The organism is Streptomyces sp. NPDC127177 (assembly GCF_042672475.1).
GTDB lineage: Bacteria > Actinomycetota > Actinomycetes > Streptomycetales > Streptomycetaceae > Streptomyces.
This window is the reverse complement of sequence record NZ_JBHXUW010000003.1, coordinates 53,162-75,265: the sequence shown is the minus strand read 5'-3', so window position 1 is coordinate 75,265 and position 22,104 is coordinate 53,162. Positions and strand designations below refer to the sequence as shown.

Sequence of the window (22,104 nt, the reverse complement as noted above, 5' to 3'; positions counted from 1 at the left end):
GGCCATATGGACGAAGCGACTGCCCAAGCCCTCGACCGTGCGGCCGATGTTGTGTTGCGGCGTACGGAAGACCGGGCACGGGCGGAAAAGCTCGGGCTTCGGCTCAGCCACGTCACCGCCCCGACCGGGCTCGGGTACCAGCGCTACACACCGTCCTTGTCGGTCGTCCTCGCCGGACGGAAGCGCTCAATCGTCGGCGACGACGACCAGGTCTGGGGCAGCGACCGGTTCATCATCACGCCGGTCGATCTCCCTGTCGTCTCCGGTGTCGTGGAGGCGGACGGGCAGCGCGGTTTTCTGGCGGCCAGGTGGGAACTCGCTCCGGCCCTCGTCGCGGAAGTCGCCGCCGCGATGCCGCGCGGCGATCGTCCGTCGCAGGCGGTGGATCGACTCGGCAGATGGTCACCCGCCCTGGCCGACGCGTTCGCCCGCCTGGTCGCCCTGCTCGACGAACCCGAACACATCCCGATCCTCGGCCCGTTGGTCGCACGGGAGATCGTCCTTCGTCTCCTGCAGACGGATCAGGCGCCCAGGGTCCTCACCGCGGTCGACGACCACGACCCCGTCGCACCACGCGTCGTGCGCCTCCTCACGGACCGGATGGCCGAACCATGGTCGATGAGCACGCTCGCCGCGGCGGTCCGGACCAGCCAAGCGACGCTGTTCAGGCGGTTCAGGGAGGCGACGTCCATGACTCCCATGCAGTACCTCAAGCGCCTTCGGCTCGGTGAGGCCCGCCACCGTATGGTCGTGTTCGGAGAGTCCGCAGTGCAGGCCGCCTCCGCGGTCGGCTACCGGAGCGCCCCCCACTTCTCTCGCGACTACCGGCTCCTCTACGGAGAAACGCCCGCCGCGGATGCTTCGCGCCTCAGAGAACAGCTGCGCGCATCGGGAAACTGAAAGCCGGGCGACGGCGCCCTGCCGAGCTGCCGATCCGGCTCGTGGCGTCAGGTCGGCCGAGTAGGGAGCACACTGGGCCCATGGCCCTACCGAAAACGCACCACTGCCCGGCCTGCGCGGACGTCGATGCGCCGGATCCAGTCCTTCACGAAGACCTTGTAGTCGGAGCGCCACTGTCCATGGAAGATCTGACCGACGCGCAGCGCCTCGACCGGTTCGCCCATAAGTACGCGCATGACGGATGCCAGGTCAGAGAGGTCCGGCGCGTTTCGCACGACAACCTCAGCGGTTACGCCTGGTCCGTACGGTTCACCGAGAGTGCGCGATAGCCGAGTGCTCCTCAGCCCAGTGCGCGACAGCCCAGTGCGCGACGGGCGTGCGCGTGGATGGTCCCGCGCCCGGGGATCCTCATGAACAGCGTGGTTCTGGTGCACGGTCTCTACCACGAACCGCGCCACTTCGATCTGGTCTCGGGGGCGTTGCGAGCTGCCGGAGTCGAAGTCTCCGTGCCTGAGCTGCATCGCGGGTCGCTTCATGCCGATACCGAAGCCGTGCAGGCGGTCGTCGACTCCATGAGCGAGCCGCCGTTGGTTCTGGGCCACTCCTACGGCGGCTCGGTCATCACCGGTCTGACGGGCGTGGGGCACCTGGTGTATCTGGCTGCGTTCGTGCCAGCGGAAGGTGAGAGTGCTGCCTCGCTCGGCGGTTCGACCGACCTCCTCGTCTCCGCGGTCGTGAGGAACGGGGGAGGGGGTGGGGAAGCGCGCGGCGCCACGCATGTGGATCCGGCGCTCGCCGTGGCGGTGTTCTACGGCGATGCCTCCGGTGAGCGCGCGGCCTGGGCGGCGTCCCTGCTGCGGGTGCAGGGGCCCGGGTGCGGCCGTGGTGTGCCGCTGCGTCAAGCGTGGCGGAGCACGCCCTCCACCTACGTCGTCTGCACTCGGGACCGTGCGGTCGATCCCGGTGTGCAACTGGCGATGAGCAGGCGTTGTTCCACCGTGCTGACCTGGGACACGAGTCACTCGCCGTTCGTCAGCGAACCCGGGAGAGTCGTCTGCGTGCTGCGGAGCCTGCTGCGGGCCGACGGTGGGCGGCTCAGCGCAGAGCTGCCATGAACTCCGGGCGGTGGGCGGCTGTGAATGTGTGCTCGCGGTGGGACCAGGCGACTCGTTCGGCGATCTGATCCACCGTGGCGATCCTGGGTCCCGGTGCGTGCCGTTGCGCGTGCCACCAGCCGGCGTTGCCGGCCTGACGGGCGAGGACCGCGTCGAGGAGGCCCGCACGCGCCTGGTCCGGGAGCCCGTAGGCGTCGGCGAGAACTCGCACCTGGGCGGCCTGTGCGGCGGCGTGCGGGGCATCGGGCTTGGACGTGATGCACCATGTCCAGGCCATGTAGCCGAGGTCTTCGAGCGGGTCGCCCGGGGCGGCGGTGTCGAAGTCGATGAAGGCGACGGGGAGGTCCTCGCGGAACACCGTGTTGTTGGGGCCCGGATCGTGGTGGCACACCACCTGGTGTGCTCCGGCCAGTGCGCTGGAGCGGGTGGCGTCGTGCAGTCCCCGTAACAAGGCTCCGGCCGCCACCACTTGCGGGTCGGTCCACCGTTGGAACCGGGCCGGCACCCAGCCGGGAACGTACGTGAGGACATCGCGGCCCGCACTGTCGTGGCCCAGGTGGTGCGGGGCGCCGGTGAAGCCCTGGGTCTTCAGGTGTTCGAGCAGTGCGGCGGCAAACGCCGAGGATGCGCCGACGGGGCGCCGGACCGTGTCTCCGACCCGCACGACGCCCTGGGTGATACGGCCGCCGGGCAGGGGGATCTCCTTCTTCACCGGGCCATTCTGACCGGCGGTAGCTCCGCCCGGCTGCGTTTGGTGCCCCTGCGTTTGGGGCCCTGCGTTTGGTGGCCTGCGGCTGGTGGCTTTTGGCCGGTGGACTTTGTTCGGTGGCCATTGTTCGGTGGCGGGCAGCGGGATATCTCTTATCGCCGTCGGAGGCAGACGCTTAGCCTGTGGGGCATGCATCAGCACGGCAGACGCAGTCGCATGCGCGGGCGCAGCCAGGAACCGCGTCCCGCTTCCGGGGCGGGGTCCGCGCAGGCAGCTCGTGGCCGCTCGGTCTCGGGGGATACCGGATCTCCGGCAGTCGCGGGTGCCGATGTGGTGGTCGTCGGCTACTTCTCCGCCAAGCAGAAGGACTTCGCCGACCTCATGGATTCTGCGGTCGCCGATGTGACCGCGCTCGGCGGCCGGGTCGTGGGGCGGATCGTGCAACGGAGGGGTGTTTCGGGCGGTGGGGCCGAGAAGATGGGCCTGCCCTACTCCTCGCGGACTCTCATGAGTTACGGGAAGGTCCGCGAAGCGGCCGAGCTCTGTGCCCGGACCGATGCGGATGTGGCGGTCTTCCTCACGGTCCCCTCTTCCCTGACGGAGCGGCAGCGTCGGGTGCTGGCGGTCCTGCTCGGCTGTCCTGTTGTGAGTCTCGCGGTACTCCTTGCCGGAGACGGGCCGGGTGGGTGATCTGTGGATCGATCCGATCGGCGGACCCGGCGGACCCGGCGGACTCAGCGGACTCAGCGGACCCGGCGGACTCAGCGGACTCAGCGGACCCGGCGGACTCGGCGGACTCGGCGGACCCGGCGGACTCGGCGGTCGACACGTCAGCCGAGGGCGGTCGGCTGGTCGACCGGGCGGCCGGGCGGCCGGTCCGTCCAACAATCCCCTGGCCGTCATCCCGTTCCCGAGTACGCCGGTCGGCCCGGATTCACCGGCGCTGCGACGGCAGGAGTTTCATGGACAGTCCCCTCCCCACCGCCACCGCCACCACTCCGCCGGAGCCTGGGGCTCGCGTCGCGTCGCCCCTGCGGATACCCGTCTTCCGGCGGTTCCTGCTGGCCCATCTCGTGTCGGCGACTGGCTCGGCGATGGCGCCAGTGGCTCTCGCGTTCGCCGTGATCGGGCGCGGCGGGGGTGCGCAGTCGCTCGGGATCGTGCTCGCGGCGAACACCGTGCCGACCCTGGTCTTCCTCCTGCTCGGCGGCGTCCTTGCGGACCGGATGTCCCGCAGCCGGATCCTGTTCCTCGGGAACCTCGGTGCCGGGCTGGCGCAGGCGGCCGTTGCCGTGCTGGTGGCGGTGGGTGCGGCGACGACACTCGCGATCAGCGTCTGTGCGTGTCTCTCCGGGGTGTCGGCCGCGTTCATCGCGCCTGCCGCCCAGGGGATCGCGTCTCGGCTCGTGCCGAAGGAGCATCTTCAGCAGGCCAATGCGCTGGTCCGGGTGCCCGGGAACGCGGTGAAGATCATCGGGCCGGTGGTGGGCGGGTTCGTCGTGGCGCTGGCGGGGCCTGCCTGGGCGCTCGGGTGGGATGCTGCCACGTTCGCCGTGGCGGCCCTCCTTCTGCTCGGGCTGCGGCTCGCCGGTTCCGTCTCCTCCGGCGGCGGCGTGGTGGGTGAGCTGCGGGACGGCTGGGCCGGCTTCCGTTCGCGGACCTGGCTGTGGAGTTACACCGTGGCCGGAACGGCGGTTGTCGCGGCATGGCTCGGTGGATACCAGCTGCTCGGGCCGCTGGTCGCGGCGGACAGCTACGCGGGTGCGCGCTCCTGGGGGCTGGTGCAAGGCGCTTTTGCCGCAGGGCTGTTGGTCGGTACGTTCGTCTGTCTGGTCTGGAAGCCGCGGCGGTTGATGCTGATCTGTGTGGTGACCAGTTCGGGCATCATGCTGCCCCTGGCCGCTCTCGGGCTGGAGCTGCCCCTCGTCTGCGTACTGGCCGCTGCCGCTGTCGCGGGGGTCGGGATGGATGTCGCGATCGTGGCCTGGTCCACGATCATGCAACAGCACGTACCCGACGCGGAGTTGGGGCGTCTCGGTGCCTTCAACGCGGTGGGTGAGCGCATCGCGATCCCGATCGCGTATCTGCTGGTGGCGGTGGCCTCGAAGCACTGGACCAGCCAGCACATTCTGCTGGTGTGCTCGGGCGTCATCCTCGCCGCCACCCTGGCCAATGCCTGCGTACGTGATCTGTACCGGATCAACCGGCTGTGACCACCGCTCAGTCGTGCAGACCGGCCGGCAGGGACCTCCCCAGGCGCGCCAGCGGAGACAGGGCCATGAACACCGGGGACAGGGCCAGGGCGACGGCGGTCACCAGGAGGCTTGTTCGCAGGCCCCAGGCCCCGGCCAGCAGGCCGCCGAGCAACGAGCCGAGCGGCGTCAGTCCCATACCGGCGAAATTGATCGTCGCCACGACCCGGCCCTGTATCCGGACGGGGGTGACGGCCTGCCGTACGGCCATCACCGTTACATTGACCAGCTGACTGAACGTCCCGAAGAGGAAGTTCAGCCCCATGAGCGCGGGGAGCGTGGCCGTTCCGGAGCCGTGCAGTGCCGGTACGCCGAGCATCATGCCGTCGGCCAGCATCGCCGCCGACACCAGCACCCGGCCGTATCCGAGACGCTCAGGCAGCCTCGCCGACAGCAGTGAGCCCACCACCGCCCCCGGACCCGCCGCCGCGAGCGCCAGTCCGACGGCTGTGCCCGAGAGGTGCAGTTCGCGGGGGAGGTAGAGCAGGTAGACGGTCATCAGGGCGGCGAAGGAGAACTGGTAGAGCGCCGAGGCCAGGCCCACCGCGCGCAAGGAGGGGTTGCTCGCGACGAAATGCAGGCCTTCGTGGATCTGACGCCAGATACGGGTGGGGCCGTCGGGGTGTGTGGGGAGCGGTTCGCGCTTGCGGATCCGGCAGATCGCGACGGACGACAGCGCGAAGAAGAACGCACCGGTGAGGGTGGCTGCCGTCGCCGAGAACAGCGACACCAGCGTGCCGCCAAGGGCCGGGCCGCCGATGCGCGCCGCTGATCGGCTGCCCTCCAACGCGCTGTTGCCCTGCGCCAGTCGGCCGCGCTCCACCAGCCGTACGAGCGACGCCTGGTACGCCACGTCGAAGAACACACTCAGTGCGCCGACGAGCAGAGCCGCCACGAGCAGCGCGGGGAGCCCGAGGACGCCGAGGAGGTACGCGACCGCCACCGCCCCCATCGTCAGCGCCCGGCCGCAGTCCGCCACCACCATCACCGAGCGGGAGCGTCTGCGGTCCACCCAGGCGCCCGCGAAGAGCGAGAGCAGCAGGATCGGCGCCTGTTCCGCCGCACGCAGGGCGCCGAGTTGACCGGGTCCCGCGTCCAGGGACACCACGGCGACGAGCGGCAGGATCACCTGTCCCGCCTGCTCGCCGAACTGGGAGGCGGTCTGGCCCGCCCAGAGTCGCCGGAAGTCGGCGTCCCGCCACAGGTCAGGCGGAGTCCGGGAGCCGTCGTCCGCCGCCTTCACCGGATGGTCCTGGCACGTCCGGAGGCGCGGGTGGGAAGGATGGGTGGCACGGGGACCCCTTTGGGCTGCGGCGGACAACGCTCGCCGGCCGGTGCACGATGAGGTGCACCGGCGCATCGGGCGAGAAGGGCTCGCTGTGCCGCGGCTTCGTACGGAGTCGGAGGCAGCACGCGATGACGGGTCGATCACGACCTGCAACGTCAGCGCGCGCTCGGGCGACCGGGTGTCCCGCGATGCTGCATCTCAACTCCTCAGGGGGCGTTCGGTTGTGCCAGTGCCAGTGCCAGTGCCAGTGCCAGTGCTGGTGCCGGTGCCAGTGCCAGTGCTGGTGTCCGTGTCGTTGTCGGCCGCCGGCGCCGGGCTGCTCCGGCGGGAGCGACATGCTGCTGTCTTCCACCTTCCGCCGTCCGTTGCCTTCCGCCCTCTGTCTGCCCGGCCCGTCCGCCGCCAGTCGTGTGTCCGTCGCTGGACGTCCGGGACACACGCTGAATGCCGCCGGCCGGTTGTCACCCTTCGGCGGCGGCGGGGCGGTCCAGCGCGTACACCGTGACGGGGTTGCCGTTCAGCTCGTCCTGGCGCCGCGGAGAGAAGCCGAGGCGCTCGGCCACCTTCACCGACGGCGTGTTGCCCGGACGGATGAGCGCGGTGAAGTAGTCGGCGTCGAGCGTGGCGAAGCCCCAGGTCAGGCAGGCCCGGGCCGCCTCGGTGGCGTATCCGCGTCCCCAGTGCTCGGCCCGGAACGTCCATCCGAGCTCGACCTCGTCGAACTGCTGCCAGTACTGCAGACCGGACCGGCCGATGAACTCGCCGCTCGCCCGGAGCTCCACGGCGCACAGGCCGTGACCGCGCTCGGCCCACTGCCGCTCGATCAGGGTCAGCCGTTCCAGCGCCTGCTGACGGGAGTAGGTCCCGACGAACCGGCTGACCTGCGGATCCGCGTGCAGATCGACGAAGGCGTCGACGTCCGAGGTCGCAAGCGGTCGCAAGGCGAGCCGCTCCGTCTCGATCATGAGGCCGAGCCCGGGTGGTGCCTCGTCGCCTGTCCGGCCGACGGGGATGCGTCGAGGTCCCGGGCCATCAGTACGCAGATCGTCTCGTGGCGGCGGAGCGAGCCGTCCGGGGCCAACTCGTCCCAGGCGTCAGGCTCTTGGCCGTACGCCACGTACCCCAGGCGCTCGTACAGGGCGCGGGCGCGCGGGTTCTCCTCCTCCACGCCGAGTTCCGCCCTTCGCAGGCCGCGGGAGGTGATCCGCTGTTCGGCGGCGGTGATGAGGAACGTGCCGATCCCGCAGGACTGGAGCGAGGGGTGCACCGCCAGTTGCCACAGCGTGCCCGCGCCCTCCTGGGCGCGGTAGTCGACTCCGCCGATCGCCACGGGGACACCGGACGGGGGACACACCGCCAGGTAGTCCACCTCGCCGCGCCGGGCCCTTTCCAGCTGGCCCGCGATGTTCTCCACGTGGAGCGGGGAGCCGGACCACCCGCAGGACTCCAGGTCGCCGGGGAACAGATCGCGGGCCGTGAGCCTCAGTACGACGTCGGTCATCGTCACCACCTCCGACCGGAAAGGATGCTGTCCGGCGGGTGCCCGTGCCAAACGGATTTCCGTGGGCGGCGCGGCTGCCGGGGCCGGCGCCGCCTCACCCGTTCGGCTGCGCCCAAGTGGCCGCGCCGGAGGGTGCCGAGCAGAGTCGGTCTGACGTGCAGTTCCACCTGTCGGCCCGACTGTGCAGTTCCACCTGCGGGTCCGACCGTTCAGTCCACCTGCGGGTCCGACGTGCAGTTCCACCTGCCGGCCTGATGCGCAGTCCCACCTGCCGAGGAGTTCCCATGGCACAGTCAGCGCCCCCGCCGGGCCCCTCGGGCCCCTCCCAGTCGCGTGCGGCTGACCCGGACATCAGCCCGTGGGCCGCGGGCGGGGTCATGTTCGCCGGGGTCCTGCTCATGGTCGACGGCGTCATGGGGGCGATCAAGGGCATCGCCGGGATCGCCTCCGACGAGGTCTACACGCGGATCAACGACTACGTCTTCAAGTTCGACGTCACGGCCTGGGGCTGGATCCACCTCGCCCTCGGTGTCGTCCTCGTCGTCGTCGGCTGGGGAATCCTCAAGGGCAACGGCTGGGCCCGCGGAATCGGCGTGGTGCTGGCGGCGCTCAACATGATCGCCAACTTCATGTGGCTTCCCTACCAGCCGGTCTGGGCGATCGTCTCCCTCGCCATCGACACCTTCGTGATCTGGGCCCTGTGCACGGATCGTTCGAAGGCGGTCGTCTGAGGGCCGCCGGTCCCTTGTAGGCGGTCGCCTGACGCCGTCGGTCGCTTAAGACGGGGGCCTGAGGGTCGCCGGTCCCTCGAAGACGGTCGCCTGACGGCCGTCGGTCGCTTCAAGACGAGGTCCGACGGCCGCCGGCCGGTCGGAGTGGCGTCCGCCGGGCGTCGGTCGCTCGAAGGCGGCGTCCGGCACGCGTCGGCGGTCCTGCGATGTCCCGGTCCGGTGGCCGGGACGTTGTCAGTGGCACGGTCCACACTTGAGATATGTGCCGCAGTATCAAGACCCTTCGCCCGCCCGCCCTCCCGGAAGAGGCCACCGAGGAGGACATCCGCGCCGCCGCCCTGCAGTTCGTGCGCAAGGTGTCCGGCTTCCGTGCCCCGGCCGCGCACAACAGGGAAGTCTTCGACCGTGCCGTCGACGAGATCGCCGCGTCGACCGCCAGGCTGCTGGACGGTCTGGAAGTGCGGGGAGGTGTCAGGACGCCGTAGGGACCGTGGCCGGGGCTGCGGCGGCGGCTGCGGCGGCCGCGGCAGCGGGGCGCCGCATCAGCAGTGCGGCGAAGGCGCCGGCGACGAACAGCGCGAGCACCGAGATCGCCGTGCCGAGCCAGCTCGCGCCGAGCCACTGTGCGCCGAAGTAGCCGAGCCCCACGCTGTAACCGGCCCAGGCCACACCGGCCACGGCGGACCACGGCAGGAATTCCTTCACCTTGCGGTGCGAGGCGCCCGCGCCCAGCGAGACGACCGAGCGGCCGGCCGGGGCGAAGCGGGCGATGACGACGAGGACGCCGCCGCCGCGGCTCAGGGCCGCGCCGAGACGTTCCTGCGCCGAGGTGAGGCGGCGGGAGCGGGCGATGGCCCGGTCCAGGCGTGCGCCACCGCGCCAGGCCAGCCGGTACGCCACGAGATCGCCGAGCACGGAGGCGCTGGCCGCGCAGAGGATCAGGGCCAGGAGCGAGGGGACCTGGGTGACCTGACGGGCGGCGCCCGCCGCGTCGGCGGCCACGGTCGTCGTGCCCGCGGCGGCTGCCGTGGCGGCCGTGATCACGAGGACACCGCTGGGCAGTACGGGGAGGAAGACATCCAGAAGCACCGAGAGGGCGACCACCGCGTAGATCCATGGGCTGCCGGTCAGCGCACCCACACTCTCAAGCACCTTCTACTCCCCGATTCGTGACAACGCCGCGACGTCGCAGGGGAGCGGCAGGAGCGGCAGGGCCAGCTGTACAGCGTACGCCTGCCGTTCACCTGGAGATCCATATATATGCGTGATGTTGGGCACCCCACGGGTATGTCACATGAGGCTCGTGGGTCACTTGTGTGGGCTTTGAGACCACCTCGCGTACACCGGGGAGCGGATGCCCGGAGTACGCGAGGTGGCACGACGAGCCCGGTCGGCGCGGGCGCATCGGTTCGGACGGGGTCCGTACGAACCACGTGCGGGGTCCGCACGGGGTCCGCACGGGGTCCGTACGGGGTTCTTACCGGGTTCGTACGGGGTTCTTACGGGTCAGGCGGCGATCGGAGACGCCGGCTCGGGGGTGCGTTCCTCCTCTACGTCCTGGGCGGCCGAGCGGGACGTGAACAGCCGGTCCAGGGCCAGGGAGCCGGGGCCGGTGAAGACGAGCAGCAGGAACACCCAGCAGAAGACGGCCGAGGGCTCGCCGCCGTTCTGCAGCGGGAAGAGCGCCTCGGGCTGGTGGACCTTGAAGTAGGCGTACGCCATGGAGCCGGAGGAGACGAAGGCGGCGATCCGGGTGCCCAGGCCCAGCATCACGAGGCTGCCGCCGACGAGCTGGATGACCGCCGCGTACCAGCCGGGCCAGGTGCCGGCGGGTATCGATCCGCCGCCCATGGCACCGCCCAGGACGCCGAAGACCGAGGCGGCACCGTGGCAGGCGAAGAGCAGGCCTACGACGATTCGGAAGAGCGCGAGGGCATGGGGCTGGGCCCGGTTGAGGCGTGTGTACATGGGGGGAGGGCTCCTTCGGTCTGGTGGGGACGTGAACCGACTGGGCGCCACAGGTTAGGCAAACCTCACCAATACTTGCAAGTTCAACGTTTAGTTGACTGGCTGAAACTGGACGGTCCACCGTCGGTCAATGCGCGATCGAACACGGTCTCCAGCTGGGGCCCTGTCTTCCTCGACTTGGCCTGAACCAATGACAGCGCAGCTTTCCGGCCATGCAGTGTGAGGGTCATCAACTGATTGCCGAACCACGGACCGCCCGTCCTGTGCCACCGCAACGGCGGTGTGCCGGTGCGCCCGTGCCGCGCCAGCAGCCGTCCGAGCCGGCGCCCCGCCCGGCTCCAGCCGAAACGGAAGCCTGCTTTGACGGGGCCGGGGACGGAGTTGTGCACGGGAGAGCAGGTCAGTTGCAGGACACGGGCATCCGGGGCCCCGCCCGCGACCGCGGTCGGCCAGGCGGGTTCCGCGACGTACGCATGGTGCACATCGCCCGACAGCACGCATACCGTCGCCGGAGCATCCGGGCCGCTGCCCACCTCCCGTATCAGCTCAGCCAATTGCCCGAACGAATCGGGGAACGCGGCCCAATGTTCCAGGTCGGCGCGCTGCCGCAGATACTCGCCGACGCGTGCCCAGCGGCCGTCCGGCCCTCCCCGTTCACCCCGGCACAGGGCGGAGCTCCACTGCTCCGCGTCGTGTATCAGGGGCGGCAGCAGCCACGGCAGCGAGGTGCCGATCAGGAGATGGTCGTAGGAACCGCGTCCGGAGAGTGCCGCCTCGCGGAGCCACCGCGCCTCCCCGGGATGGAGCATCGCCCGCTCCTGCTCGTCGAGGGTCCGGGCCGCGCGGCTGTCCACCATGAGAAGCCGTACTCGGCCGAAAATGCGCCGGTAGCTCCAGCGGTCACGGGTGGGGTCAGCATCTGCCTCCGCCGCGAACCGGCGGAGCGGTTCGGTGCCGTCCGGGGCTTCGCGCACCGCTGTGTACAGCGGATCCGCCGCCAGTTCGGCCGGGGAGAGGTTGCCCAGGTGCTGATAGACCCAGTACGACATCAGTCCGCTGACGATCCGCTCGTGCCACCAGGGCTTCGAGCGGATCTCGGTGAGCCAGGCGGAGCTGGTGTTCCAGTCGTCGATGACGTCGTGATCGTCGAAGATCATGCAGCTGGGGACCGTCGACAGCAGCCAGCGCACCTCGGGGTCGCGCCACGACTCGTCGTACAGGCAGGTGTATTCGTCGTAGTCGGCGACCTCCGCGCCCGGTGGCTCGTCCAGATCACGCCGCGCCGAGAGCCTGCGCCGGGTCGCCTCCGAGGTCTCGTCCGCGTACACCTGGTCGCCCAGGAGCAGCAGCACGTCGGGGCGTGGGGCGTCGGGGTCGGCTGCGAGGCGGGCCGCGAGCGTGTCCAGGGCGTCCGGCCCGACGGGATCGGACCGGACGGACGTGTGACCGCCCGCGGGCGGAGCCGCCCAGCGGCAGGATCCGAACGCGACCCGGACCGAAGGGGTTTCGGCGCCCTCCTCGTCGCCCCCGCCGCTCCCGGCGACCGGCGGGGCGGTGATCGTGCTCGGCGGGAAGCGGTGGTCATCGGGGGGCCAGACCCGGCGGTCGTCGAGCAGCACCTCGTACTCCGTGGTGGAGCCGGGTGTCAGACCGGACACCACCACCAGGGCGTAGTGGTGTCCGGCGACCGCGAAGGTCCGGGACGAGCCCGAGGCCCCGTCCGCGCACCGGACCACGGCCGCGCACGGCCGGTCCGCCTCGACCCAGACGGTCGCGGTGGACGCGGTCTCCCAGTCGACGTGCCGCAGTAGTGGTCCCAGGCGCAGCCCGGCAGCCATGTGGTGCTCCTCGCGTCGTTCCGTACGGACGGTTCCGTACGCGGTATTCGTACGGCGGGTTCGTACCGTACGGAACGACGGGGGAGTTCGGGGTGGTTCCGGGCGGCGGACGCCTCCTCAGTCGGCGGTGGGCTTCCACCGTTCCGCCTCGCGGGCTGCCGCGCGTGCACCGAGGAATCCGACGGTCAGGGACACCGCGGCACACACCGAGACGCCGGCTGCCAGGACGGTCCAGGACACGGAGCCTTCCTTCACCAGGGCGATGAAGAAGACCGAGTGCCATGCGGTCACCACGCCTGTGACGACGGTCGCGATGAGCAGGGGCACGGTGAGGTGCCACGAGGCCACTGAGCGGAACACGTGCCGGTGGCCGGTCAGGACGGACAGCGGGGCGAGAGCGTGGCGGATCCGCACGAACTCCGCCGCCGCGCTCACCGCCCCCGCCAGGAGGACGAAGAGGATGCCCGTGATGCCGAACAGCTGAATCCAGTTCGGCAGACGGGACCGCGAGGACCCCAGCCAGCCCCCTCCCAGTTCCGTCACCTGGACAGCAGGGTTGGGGAGGGTGAAGGCGGCGCGTTTCACCGCGGCGAGCTGCCCGGCGGCGGGGGTCACGACGAGGAAGGACTGGGTGCCGTCCGCCTTCACGCCGGCCCGGGGCGTGGGTACGAAGCTGAAGTCGCCGTACCAGTGCCGCATTTCCTCCGCCTGGGCGTTGCCTCCGGACGGCGCCGCCGTTTCGCCGTGGCACTCCACGCGCAGCACGCGCAGGTCGCGGCAGGTGCCTCCGACCGTGACCCACGGTTCTCCGGGTGATCCCGGATCATGGAACGTACGGGTCAGCAGAATCGAGCCGGCCGGCAGGGAGGAACGAAAACGGTCCGTCTGACCTGCGGTCATGCTGCTGGGATTCACCTCGATCACGGTGTCCTTGATCCGCTGGTGCGTGGCGACGGCCGCCTTCGAGCGCACTCCCAGCCTGCTGGTCCACACCTGCATCTGGGCGACGATGCCGATGCCGATCACCATCGCCAGGGCGAGACGGACGATCACGCCGGGGTGCCCGTGCGTCCACCGTCCGCCGATCAGACGGCCCGGATGGCCCTTCCGCTTCCCGCTGTCGGCGATCCAGGACCCCAGGCCGCGGGTGAGGAGGGCCACGACGGAGGAGAGGAAGGCCCACATCACGACGGTTCCCGAGGTGAAGACGATGAGCTGCGCCTTGCGGGGTACGTACTGGCTCGTCAGGACCAGGGCGACGCCGACACCGCACAGGGCCGGGCGCCATGCGGGGACGCGGTCGCCGAAGGAGGTGGGGCGGGTGGACGTGCCGTCCCGGTGAACGCGGTGCGTGCCCACCACGAGGGCCAGTACCACCAGCAGGCACGCCACGGCCGCGGCTACGGCCATGGGCCAGGCACCCGCCACATCGCGGTGATCGAGGATGTATCCGGTGGGTGCCAGGCGTGTGCTGTGCGCGGACGCGACGGCGTACGGGACGAGTGCGGTGAGCGTGCCCAGTGCGGCGGGGACGGCCGCTTCGCCGACGTTGACGATCATGCGGTGGCGCCAGGTACCGCCCAGCGCCTGCAGCAGACCGCTCCGCCGGTCGCGGGTGCGGGAGCCGACCCGCGCGGCGACGATGGTCAGAGCGAGGGCGGGCAGCCCGGCCAGGGCCCACAGTGCGAGGAGGGGAGAGGTCACGGCCGGCTGATCGACCATCTCTCCCGTCGCTCCGCCGTTGCCGCCGAAGGCGATTACGGGCCACCATCTGCGGTCGTTCGTGGGCGACTCATCCGGTACGCGGACATAGGCGATCCGCTCGGACGGAGTGACCAGGCCCTCCGCGCCGATGGTGCCGGCGAACCTTCCGTAGCGGGTCAGGATCCCCTCCCCGGCCCCGGTACGGATGAGTTCGGGCGAGAGCAGGACCTCGCCCGGCCTGGGCCAGCGGGTCACACCGGCGGGCACCGGAGCGTCTGCGGTGAGCGGCCGGACGAACACGAGGGAGACGGGCCTGCTGCCGACGGAGTCGCCGCCCTGCCGGTACAGCAGACGGGCATGGGCGTTCTCGCCGAAGGCGACCACCGGCCCCCTCGCGTCCGCTCTGGCCTCCCGGCCGTCGAAGGTCGCGACCGTGGCCACGGTCGCCAGGACGACGAAGGCGACGGCGGCCGTGGCACCGAACAGGCCCCACCACCGCAAGCGGTCACCCGGCGTGGAGCGGCCTGCCGCGAGGCCGATCCTGAGCAGTGTGGGCGCGGTGCGGATTCGGTTCCCCATCACAGGGCCCGCGCTTCGGCCAGGATGCCGCCGCGCAGTTCGTGGCGCCGGTCGGCACGGTCGGCCACCGAGAGGTCATGGGTGACGAGCAGCAGGGCGCAGCCCCGGTCGCGGGCCGCGGTGAACAGGTGGGCGGCGACCGACTCCTTGGCTTCCGGGTCGAGGGCGCCGGTCGGTTCGTCGGCGAGCAGGACGGCGGGCTCGGTGATCAGGGCGCGGGCGACGGCGGTTCGCTGGCGCTCGCCGCCGGAGAGCATCCCGGTGGGGGTGGAGCCGGTGGGGACCCCGAGTTCGGCGAGGAGTTCCTCCGCCCGCCGGTACGCGTCGTTGTGACGTCCTCCGTCGAGCAGGACCGGCAGGGCGACGTTCTCCACGGGGCTCAGTTCGGGGAGGAGTTCGCCGAACTGGAACACCATGCTCAGCGTCTCCCGGCGCGCCTTGGCGAGCCGCGCGGATCCGAGCCCCGTGATGTCCTTGCCGGCTGCGGTCACGGTGCCTGCCTGCGGTTTTATCAGGCCCAGAATGCACATGAGGAGGGTCGACTTGCCCGACCCGCTCGGGCCGGTCACGGCGACGGACTCGCCCCGGGACACGGACAGCTCCACGCCGTCGAGGAGGGTCCGCCCGCCGACCTGGTAGCGCAGGTCGCTGACGTGAAGCCCTGACAGGTCTTTCCGGTCCACAGAAACGTGCCTCTTGTCTTGGGAAAAAGGGGGAGCCGCACCAGCCCGGCCGGACTGGTGCGGCAGTGGTGGATCGGGGTTTCCGCCTACGGGAACTTCCAGCCCGAGCAGTCGTCCGGCGCGCCGTAGTTCTCGTCACAGACCTTGAACTCGTAGATGGTCCCGCCGTCGGCCGAGTACGAGGTGGTGCCGGGGCCGGAGTGGTTCCACAGGGTCTTCTTCGTCCCCACGTTGCTGATCCGGTAGTACTCCGCCTTCACCGGGTCCCCGTCACTGCTGTTGTCCTTGACGGCTACCTTCCCGCTGTCGTTCTGAGCCGGAGACCAGCCGTGTGCGCCACCGGCGGCTGATTTATGACACGGCTGTGCGGGAGTTAACAAGAGGTGACCGGAAGTCCCCTGCTCACCAGCTGAACATCCGGGGCTGTTGAGCCACACGCGTTTCCGCTGGGTGCGTACGAGGTTGTTCCCGGCCGGCCGAACGGAATCCGGGGCCCTATGTGATCGCCGTCGGCATGTGATCGACCAGAAATCGCCCTCGGAATAAGGGACTCCGTACCGTCCGGTGAGGGCCAGGCGTTCGTGGGAGCGGTGAGCGCGGTGAGAGCGAGGCGCCCGGTGAGACCGCGGCGGCCGGGCCTGGGAAGGCCCGGCCGCCGTTCAGTGATCGTTCAGCAGCCGTTCAGCACGGACTGCAGTGCGCTCTTCTCGGCCGAGTCGACGGTCAGGTCGTAGTAGTGCTTCACGTGCACCCAGGCGCGTGCGTACGTGCACTGGTAGGCGGCGCGCGAGGGGAGCCACTTCGCCGGGTCCTTGTCGCCCTTGGACTGGTTGACGTTGTCGGTGACCGCGATGAGCTGGGGGCGGGTCAGGTCGTTCGCGTACGCCTGACGTTGGTCGTTGGTCCAGCTGGATGCGCCGGACCGCCAGGCCTCCGCCAGCGGGACCATGTGGTCGATGTCCACGTCGGATGAGGCGGTCCAGGTGGCGCCGTCGTACTCCGAGTACCAACTCCCGCTGACGGCGGCGCAACTGGAGTCCTGTGTGACGTTCGTGCCGTCGCGCTCCAGGACGACCTCGCGGGTGTCGCAGGCACCCGACTGCGTGATCCAGTGCGGGAACTTGTCCCGGCTGTATCCGCTGGAGGAACCTTCCGCCTGCACGGTCAGCTGGCTCAGATAGGTGCGCGCCGTGGAGGCGGCGACCGGGGTGGGCATGGCCGCCTGGGCGCTGGGGGCGGTGAGGAGGCCGGTGGTTGCGGCGAGGGCGGCAGAGGCGGCGAGGACGGCTATGCGACGCGCGTAGACACCTGACATGCGAACTCCCTTGATGTGGGGGGATATTGAACGGGTCGTCCGAAACGGCCCGGCCATCGTGGCGGCGCCAGGTTTCCGTGGGGTGGGCGCCAGGTAACAGAGTGGCGACATGGGCACGTCACATCAAGGGGTCTGACGAAGGGGCTCGGTGTGCGGGGGCGTGCGGAAGTGTGTGCGCGGGCGTGCGCGACTGATGCGGCGGCAGTTTCGGCCGGAAAGATGCGAGTTGGGGGCGTGCCAACCCCGGGGTCCGAAAGGCCCGGTGTGCGACTGAGCGGTGCTCGCGGCCGTCCTAAGGTGGCGGCGTGCTGCTACCGGTCAACATCACGCTCGGGATAGTCCTCGCCCTGCTGCTCGCGGCGGCCGCGGGCATCGCCGCATTCGCCTCGCTCGGCCGGTCGCGACAGATCGTGCTCGCCGGGCTGCGGGCGGCGGCCCAGCTCGCCGCGGTCTCCTCGCTCATCGGCTGGGTGGTGCACGCCTTCGCGCCGACCTTCGCGTTCATCGCGTTGATGTTCGGCGTCGCGGTATGGACCGCGGGTCACCGCGTCACGGATAACCGCACGTGGCGATGGGTCGCCCTGCCGATCGGGGCGGGGGTGGTGCCGGTGGTCGCGGTGCTGCTGCTCACCGGGCTGGTGCCGGTCCGGGGCATCGCGTTGATCCCGGTGACCGGCATCCTCATCGGGGGCGCCCTGACCGCGACCGTGCTCGGCGGACGTCGGGCGCTCGACGAACTGGCGACCCGGCACGGGGAGGTGGAGGCGGCGATGGCGCTCGGCTTCCCGGACCGTGACGCGCGGCTGGAGATCGCCCGGCCGGCGGCGTCCGACGCGCTGTTGCCGGGGCTCGACCAGACCAGGACGGTGGGACTCGTCACGCTGCCCGGGGCCTTCGTCGGCATGCTGCTGGGCGGCGCCTCACCGGTGCAGGCAGGTGCCGTACAGCTGTTCGTGCTGGTGGCGCTGATGGCCGTACAGGCGGCGGCCGTCGCCACCGTGCTGGAACTGGTGGCGCGGGGGAGGCTCCACCGCGAGGCGGCGGACGCGCCCGTCACCGGGCGCCGCGGTGCGGCGGCCGCTGCCGGGCGCTGAGCCGAGGGGGCGCGGAAGCGGCTGGGTCAGGCGTTGATGTGCAGCAGGATCGAGCCGTCCGTCGCCGCCTCGACCCGGATCTGTGTCAGGTCCGCGACGTGCGCGTCCGGGGCGAGCGCGGCCGCGCGCGGGCCCACGCCCACGACGCGCATGCCCGCTGCCCGGCCCGCCGCGATGCCCGCCTCGGAGTCCTCGAAGACGACGCAGTCCGCCGGGTCGAAGCCCAGTCCGGCCGCACCCTTGAGGAAGCCCTCCGGGTCCGGCTTGCTGGCGCCCACGCTCTCGGCGGTGATCCGCAGGTCGGGCATCCGCAGCTCCGCCGCGGTCATCCGGGCCTCGGCCAGTGCGCGGTCGGCCGACGTGACCAGGGCGTGCGGGAGAGCGGTGATCGCGTCCATGAAGGCGCCGGCGCCACCGATCGGGACGACGCCTTCGGTGTCGGCGGTCTCCTCGGCGAGCATCACCCGGTTGTCCGCGTGGTTCTGCTCCACCGGGCGGTCCGGGAGGAGCACCGCCATCGTGGCGTACCCCTGCCGGCCGTGGACCACCTTGAGCGCTGCCTCCGGGTCCAGACCGTGCCGCAGTGCCCAGCGCCGCCAGCAGCGCTCCACGACGGCATCGGAATTCACCAGGGTGCCGTCCATGTCGAGCAGGAGGGCGCGGGCGGTGAGGACGGTGGCCGGCATGGGCGGGCTCCAGAGCGGGGAAGCGAATTGCGCGGGAGGCGCCGACGCGGGGAGGCGTGCGACGCGATCGGGCGGGCAACGCGGTCGGACGGGGCGAGGCGCGAAAAGGCGGGCGCCGCGGGAAAGAGATCAAGCGGCCCCCGCCCGCCGGTCAGGGAGTGCGTTTGGGGGCCACTTTGTTCCATCACGATACAAAAACCCGTCCAGGAAAGCGAATCCCCGCCCGCAGCGGTCGCCCGGCGCGGGTCAGTCGCGTCCCTGACCTGTGGTGACCGCCTCCAGTGCGCGTCGGGTGCTGGGTCCGTAGACCCCCTTCGGGTCGCCCTGGACGTACATCGAGGACTGGAAGCCGCTGACGGCCCGCTCGACCCGGTCCGTGAAGTCCGAGTCGGCGGGGCCGCGGAACATCCAGACCTCCTGGAGCCGGCGTTGCAGCTCGGCCACCTCCGGGCCGTGGTCACCCCGGCGCAGCGTGGGGCCGTCCTGTGCGGGTGGGGCCACCGGCTCGGGGCCCCCGGCATCCTCCGTGGCCGCCGGGGAGGACGCCGGGGCAGAGCTCGACCGGCCGGTGGGTGAGGAGTCGGAGGCCGGCGCGCTCGCCGACGAGGACGCCGACGTCGACGGCGAGGCGGACGAGGACGCCGACGGTGACACGGCGGCCGACCGGGACGGTGAGACGGACGGCGACGGAGTCCTTGATGGCGACGGCGCGGCGCTCTCCTCGGGGAGGCTGGTCACGGTGGAGGGCAGGACCGGGTCCAGATCGGTGCTCCCCTCGGTATCCCCGTCGAACAGCCCGCCGACGAAGGCCGCCGTGCCCACCACCGCCACGACGGCGGCCGCCACGGCCATCGCCGCGAAGGGCCTCCGGCGCCTGGGCTGTACGGGATCGGCGCCGGACGCGAGGGCCGCGGCACCCGGGCGGCCGCCCGGGCCGACGGGTTCCACGGCGTCCGGGAGCGGGCCCGCCGGGTCCAGGAACAACGGCATCGTGGTGGCCGCGTCCCCCGCGTGGCGTTCCGGCGTGTTTTCCGCTCGCCCGTTTGCCGGCTCCCCCGCTCGCTTCTCCGGCGCGTCCCCCATATGGCCCCTCGTCGCGTCCCCGGTCGGTCCGTACCCCTCGGCCGCTTCGTCCCCGGTCGGTCCGTACCCGTCGGCCACCGTCTCCCCGCCCCCCAGGGCCACGTACGGCCGGATGCGCAGCGGATCGAAGTCCTCCGCGGCCGCGAACTCGGCGGACCGCTCTGCGTGGTGCTCCTCGACGATGCGGTGCTGCGCGGCGGCCCGCTGCTCCCGCTCGGTGCCGCCATGGTGCTGCCCGGCGGCTTGCCCCGCCCCGTCAGTGCCATGGTGCCCGGCGGCCTGCCGCGGCCCGTCGGCGCCGTGTTCCCCGGCGTCCCGCCTCTGCCCGCCGGCGTCCCGCCCCTGTCCGCCGCCGTGCCGCTGCTGCCCGGCGCCGCGCTGCGCCCCGCGTTCCGCGCAGGCGCATCCCGGACCGGTGCCGGGTCTGTTGTCCGTACCGCACTCCGGGCACATATGTCCGGCCATTGTGGGTCCCCTCCCCTTGAACTGCCTGCGATTATGCAGCCCGCCGCCAGTAAGCCCAATCATCCGGCTCCTCGGCAGGCCGTAACGGTGCGAAACGGACAGGATGGGGTTGTAGCGGATCCGAGGAGATGTTTCATGGCCCAGCAGTCGAGCCCGCCGGCCCCGGCTCCCGGCGAGCAACGGTCCACGCGGTCGGTCCTGGTGGCGATCGGGGCGCTGCTGCTCGGCATGCTCCTCGCCGCGCTCGACCAGACCATCGTCTCCACCGCGCTGCCGACCATCGTCAGTGACCTCGGCGGTCTGGAGCATCTGTCGTGGGTGGTGACGGCCTATCTGCTGGCGTCGACCGCCGCGACCCCGCTCTGGGGCAAGCTCGGCGACCAGTACGGGCGCAAACGGCTCTTCCAGATCGCCATCGTCATCTTCCTGATCGGTTCGGCGCTCTGCGGCATCGCCCAGAACATGCCGCAGCTGATCGGCTTCCGCGCCCTCCAGGGCCTCGGCGGCGGCGGTCTGATCGTGCTGTCGATGGCGATCGTCGGGGATATCGTCCCGCCGCGCGAACGTGGCAAGTACCAGGGACTGTTCGGAGCGGTGTTCGGCGCGACGAGCGTCCTGGGACCGCTGCTCGGCGGCTTCTTCACCGAACAGCTCAGCTGGCGCTGGGTCTTCTACATCAACCTCCCGATCGGCGTCATCGCCCTCGTGGTGATCGCCGCCGTGCTGCACATCCCGGTCCGCCGGACGAAGCACACGATCGACTACCTCGGCACCTTCCTCATCGCCTCGGTCGCCACCTGTCTGGTGCTGGTCGCCTCGCTCGGCGGCACCACCTGGCCCTGGGCCTCGGCGCAGATCATCGCTCTCGCCGTGGCGAGCGTGCTGCTGCTGATCGCCTTCGTGCTCGTCGAGCGGCGTGCCGTCGAACCCGTGCTGCCGCTGAAGCTGTTCCGGATCAGGACCTTCAGCCTCGTCGCCGTGATCAGCTTCGTCATCGGCTTCGCGATGTTCGGCGCGATGACCTATCTGCCGACGTTCCTCCAGGTGGTGCACGACATCACGCCGACGCTGTCCGGAGTCCACATGCTCCCGATGGTGCTCGGCCTGCTCATCACCTCGACCGGGTCCGGCCAGATCGTCAGCCGTACGGGCCGCTGGAAGATCTTCCCGATCCTCGGCACCGGCATCACCGCGATCGGCCTGCTGCTCCTGCACCGGCTCACGGAGAACAGCAGCACCCTGGAGATGAGCCTGTACTTCTTCGTGTTCGGTGCGGGGCTCGGCCTGGTGATGCAGGTCCTCGTCCTGATCGTGCAGAACGCGGTGTCCTACCAGGACCTCGGTGTCGCCACCTCGGGTGCGACCTTCTTCCGCTCCATCGGCGCCTCGTTCGGTGTCGCCATCTTCGGCACCATCTTCACCAACCGGCTCACGACCAAGCTCGGTGCGGCGCTCGCCGGCCAGTCGCTGCCGCCCGGGGTCAGCGCGAAGGGACTGGCCGCCGACCCCCGCGCCGTCGGCCAGTTGCCGCCCACCCTGCGCCGGCCCGTGCTCAGCGCGTACTCGACGTCGATCACCGATGTGTTCCTCTACGCGGCGCCCGTCGTCCTGGTCGCCTTCGTCTTCGCCTGGCTGCTCAAGGAGGACAAGCTGCGCGGCTCGGTGACCGCCCCGGACTCCACCGAGACCCTGGCCTCCAACCCGGTCCAGCGCTCCTCGTACGACGAGTGCGCCCGCGCCCTGTCGGTCCTCGCCACCAGAGAGGGGCGCCGCGAGGTCTACGTGAAGATCACCGAGGCGGCCGGTCTGGATCTGCTGCCCGCCGCGAGCTGGATGCTGCTGCGCATCAAACGGCACGGCACCGTCGAGCCCGCCCGGCTCGCCGAGGTCGCCCCGGTGCCGCTGCGGGTGATCAGCGAGGCGGCCCGGCAGCTGGAGGAGCGGGGGCTGGCCCGCCGGGTGGGCGTCCAGCTGGTGCTCACCGAACCCGGCGCGGAGGCCGTGGTGAAGCTGTCGCGGGCCCGGGAGGAGTCACTGGCGGAGCTGTTGGGCGACTGGTGGGGGCCGGACCGGCCGACCGACCTGGTCGCCCTGGTGTCGGAGCTCACGGCCGAGACGAGCGGTTCGAGCAGGGAACGGCCGCACAGCCCGGAACCGAGGCGCGACCACCACGCGCCCTGAGCGCGGGGTCCG

General features: G+C 71.0%; 22 protein-coding genes. 8 read left to right on the top strand and 14 right to left on the bottom strand.

Going from position 1 to position 22,104, the window contains the following annotated elements:
* The first annotated feature begins 6 nt into the window (after positions 1 to 6).
* The gene (locus tag ACFVJX_RS03870) at positions 7 to 900 is read left to right on the top strand and encodes an AraC family transcriptional regulator N-terminal domain-containing protein (RefSeq protein ID WP_384124264.1); all 894 of its coding nucleotides are present in this window, start codon (positions 7 to 9) and stop codon (positions 898 to 900) included.
* Positions 901 to 986: 86 nt separating this feature from the next.
* Here ACFVJX_RS03870 and ACFVJX_RS03865 read toward each other — a convergent pair whose 3' ends face one another.
* A complete protein-coding gene (locus ACFVJX_RS03865) occupies positions 987 to 1,175 on the bottom strand; it encodes a hypothetical protein (protein WP_384124266.1) in 189 nt (62 codons plus the stop codon).
* 135 nt (positions 1,176 to 1,310) lie between these two features.
* On the opposite strand from ACFVJX_RS03865, the gene ACFVJX_RS03860 reads away from it, so the two are divergent.
* Positions 1,311 to 2,015: an alpha/beta hydrolase gene (locus ACFVJX_RS03860; protein ID WP_384124268.1), complete on the top strand. Its 705-nt coding sequence runs from the start codon at positions 1,311 to 1,313 to the stop codon at positions 2,013 to 2,015.
* On the opposite strand, the gene ACFVJX_RS03855 is transcribed toward ACFVJX_RS03860, so the two are convergent.
* Positions 1,996 to 2,727, bottom strand: coding sequence for a phosphotransferase family protein (locus ACFVJX_RS03855; RefSeq protein ID WP_384124270.1), 732 nt, complete (start codon positions 2,725 to 2,727; stop codon positions 1,996 to 1,998). The two genes, ACFVJX_RS03860 and ACFVJX_RS03855, sit on opposite strands and share 20 nt — an antisense overlap.
* 186 nt (positions 2,728 to 2,913) lie before the next feature.
* Here ACFVJX_RS03855 and ACFVJX_RS03850 point away from each other — a divergent pair, with 186 nt between their 5' ends.
* Together ACFVJX_RS03850 and ACFVJX_RS03845 are read left to right on the top strand one after the other, a co-directional pair.
* Positions 2,914 to 3,414, top strand: coding sequence for a hypothetical protein (locus ACFVJX_RS03850; RefSeq protein WP_384124272.1), 501 nt, complete (start codon positions 2,914 to 2,916; stop codon positions 3,412 to 3,414).
* 341 nt (positions 3,415 to 3,755) lie between these two features.
* Positions 3,756 to 4,937: an MFS transporter gene (locus ACFVJX_RS03845; protein WP_384124396.1), complete on the top strand. Its 1,182-nt coding sequence runs from the start codon at positions 3,756 to 3,758 to the stop codon at positions 4,935 to 4,937.
* A gap of 7 nt (positions 4,938 to 4,944) precedes the next feature.
* Here ACFVJX_RS03845 and ACFVJX_RS03840 read toward each other — a convergent pair whose 3' ends face one another.
* The 3 genes from ACFVJX_RS03840 to ACFVJX_RS03830 form a co-directional block, all read right to left on the bottom strand.
* Positions 4,945 to 6,219, bottom strand: coding sequence for an MFS transporter (locus ACFVJX_RS03840; protein WP_384124274.1), 1,275 nt, complete (start codon positions 6,217 to 6,219; stop codon positions 4,945 to 4,947).
* A gap of 506 nt (positions 6,220 to 6,725) precedes the next feature.
* Positions 6,726 to 7,229 carry a GNAT family N-acetyltransferase gene (locus tag ACFVJX_RS03835; RefSeq protein ID WP_384124276.1) on the bottom strand — a complete coding sequence of 168 codons (504 nt, stop codon included), beginning with the start codon at positions 7,227 to 7,229 and terminating at the stop codon, positions 6,726 to 6,728.
* Positions 7,226 to 7,765: a GNAT family N-acetyltransferase gene (locus ACFVJX_RS03830; protein ID WP_384124278.1), complete on the bottom strand. Its 540-nt coding sequence runs from the start codon at positions 7,763 to 7,765 to the stop codon at positions 7,226 to 7,228. The genes ACFVJX_RS03835 and ACFVJX_RS03830 overlap by 4 nt, the downstream gene beginning before the upstream one ends.
* Positions 7,766 to 8,049: 284 nt before the next feature.
* On the opposite strand from ACFVJX_RS03830, the gene ACFVJX_RS03825 reads away from it, so the two are divergent.
* Both ACFVJX_RS03825 and ACFVJX_RS03820 read left to right on the top strand, forming a co-directional pair.
* Positions 8,050 to 8,496 carry a hypothetical protein gene (locus tag ACFVJX_RS03825; RefSeq protein WP_384124280.1) on the top strand — a complete coding sequence of 149 codons (447 nt, stop codon included), beginning with the start codon at positions 8,050 to 8,052 and terminating at the stop codon, positions 8,494 to 8,496.
* Between the two features lie 260 nt (positions 8,497 to 8,756).
* Positions 8,757 to 8,981, top strand: coding sequence for a DUF2277 domain-containing protein (locus ACFVJX_RS03820; protein ID WP_362958731.1), 225 nt, complete (start codon positions 8,757 to 8,759; stop codon positions 8,979 to 8,981).
* On the opposite strand, the gene ACFVJX_RS03815 is transcribed toward ACFVJX_RS03820, so the two are convergent.
* The 7 genes from ACFVJX_RS03815 to ACFVJX_RS03785 all read right to left on the bottom strand — a co-directional run bounded on the left by ACFVJX_RS03815 (position 8,968) and on the right by ACFVJX_RS03785 (position 16,583).
* Positions 8,968 to 9,648 (bottom strand): DedA family protein, encoded by a 681-nt coding sequence (locus ACFVJX_RS03815; protein ID WP_384124282.1) that lies wholly within the window; start codon positions 9,646 to 9,648, stop codon positions 8,968 to 8,970. The two genes, ACFVJX_RS03820 and ACFVJX_RS03815, sit on opposite strands and share 14 nt — an antisense overlap.
* Positions 9,649 to 10,002: 354 nt before the next feature.
* Positions 10,003 to 10,464, bottom strand: coding sequence for a DoxX family protein (locus ACFVJX_RS03810; RefSeq protein ID WP_384124284.1), 462 nt, complete (start codon positions 10,462 to 10,464; stop codon positions 10,003 to 10,005).
* Between the two features lie 83 nt (positions 10,465 to 10,547).
* Entirely contained in the window at positions 10,548 to 12,302 is a 1,755-nt protein-coding gene (locus tag ACFVJX_RS03805; protein WP_384124285.1) for an alkaline phosphatase D family protein, read from the bottom strand.
* 117 nt (positions 12,303 to 12,419) lie between these two features.
* Positions 12,420 to 14,585, bottom strand: a complete 2,166-nt coding sequence (locus ACFVJX_RS03800) for a permease (protein ID WP_384124287.1) — start codon at positions 14,583 to 14,585, stop codon at positions 12,420 to 12,422.
* Positions 14,585 to 15,268, bottom strand: a complete 684-nt coding sequence (locus ACFVJX_RS03795) for an ABC transporter ATP-binding protein (protein ID WP_384124289.1) — start codon at positions 15,266 to 15,268, stop codon at positions 14,585 to 14,587. The genes ACFVJX_RS03800 and ACFVJX_RS03795 overlap by 1 nt, the downstream gene beginning before the upstream one ends.
* Positions 15,269 to 15,354: 86 nt before the next feature.
* Positions 15,355 to 15,648: a hypothetical protein gene (locus ACFVJX_RS03790; protein WP_384124290.1), complete on the bottom strand. Its 294-nt coding sequence runs from the start codon at positions 15,646 to 15,648 to the stop codon at positions 15,355 to 15,357.
* Positions 15,649 to 15,938: 290 nt separating this feature from the next.
* Positions 15,939 to 16,583, bottom strand: coding sequence for an HNH endonuclease family protein (locus tag ACFVJX_RS03785; RefSeq protein ID WP_384124291.1), 645 nt, complete (start codon positions 16,581 to 16,583; stop codon positions 15,939 to 15,941).
* Between the two features lie 305 nt (positions 16,584 to 16,888).
* Here ACFVJX_RS03785 and ACFVJX_RS03780 point away from each other — a divergent pair, with 305 nt between their 5' ends.
* On the top strand, positions 16,889 to 17,677 hold the full coding sequence (locus ACFVJX_RS03780) for an ABC transporter permease (RefSeq protein WP_384124293.1): 789 nt from the start codon (positions 16,889 to 16,891) through the stop codon (positions 17,675 to 17,677).
* A 26-nt stretch (positions 17,678 to 17,703) separates the two neighbouring features.
* Here ACFVJX_RS03780 and ACFVJX_RS03775 read toward each other — a convergent pair whose 3' ends face one another.
* Positions 17,704 to 18,363 carry an HAD-IA family hydrolase gene (locus ACFVJX_RS03775; protein WP_384124294.1) on the bottom strand — a complete coding sequence of 220 codons (660 nt, stop codon included), beginning with the start codon at positions 18,361 to 18,363 and terminating at the stop codon, positions 17,704 to 17,706.
* Between the two features lie 246 nt (positions 18,364 to 18,609).
* Positions 18,610 to 19,911, bottom strand: coding sequence for a peptidoglycan-binding protein (locus ACFVJX_RS03770; protein ID WP_384124296.1), 1,302 nt, complete (start codon positions 19,909 to 19,911; stop codon positions 18,610 to 18,612).
* 135 nt (positions 19,912 to 20,046) lie between these two features.
* On the opposite strand from ACFVJX_RS03770, the gene ACFVJX_RS03765 reads away from it, so the two are divergent.
* Complete coding sequence (locus ACFVJX_RS03765; RefSeq protein ID WP_384124298.1) at positions 20,047 to 22,092, top strand: DHA2 family efflux MFS transporter permease subunit; 2,046 nt, start codon at positions 20,047 to 20,049, stop codon at positions 22,090 to 22,092.
* Positions 22,093 to 22,104: the final 12 nt, after the last annotated feature.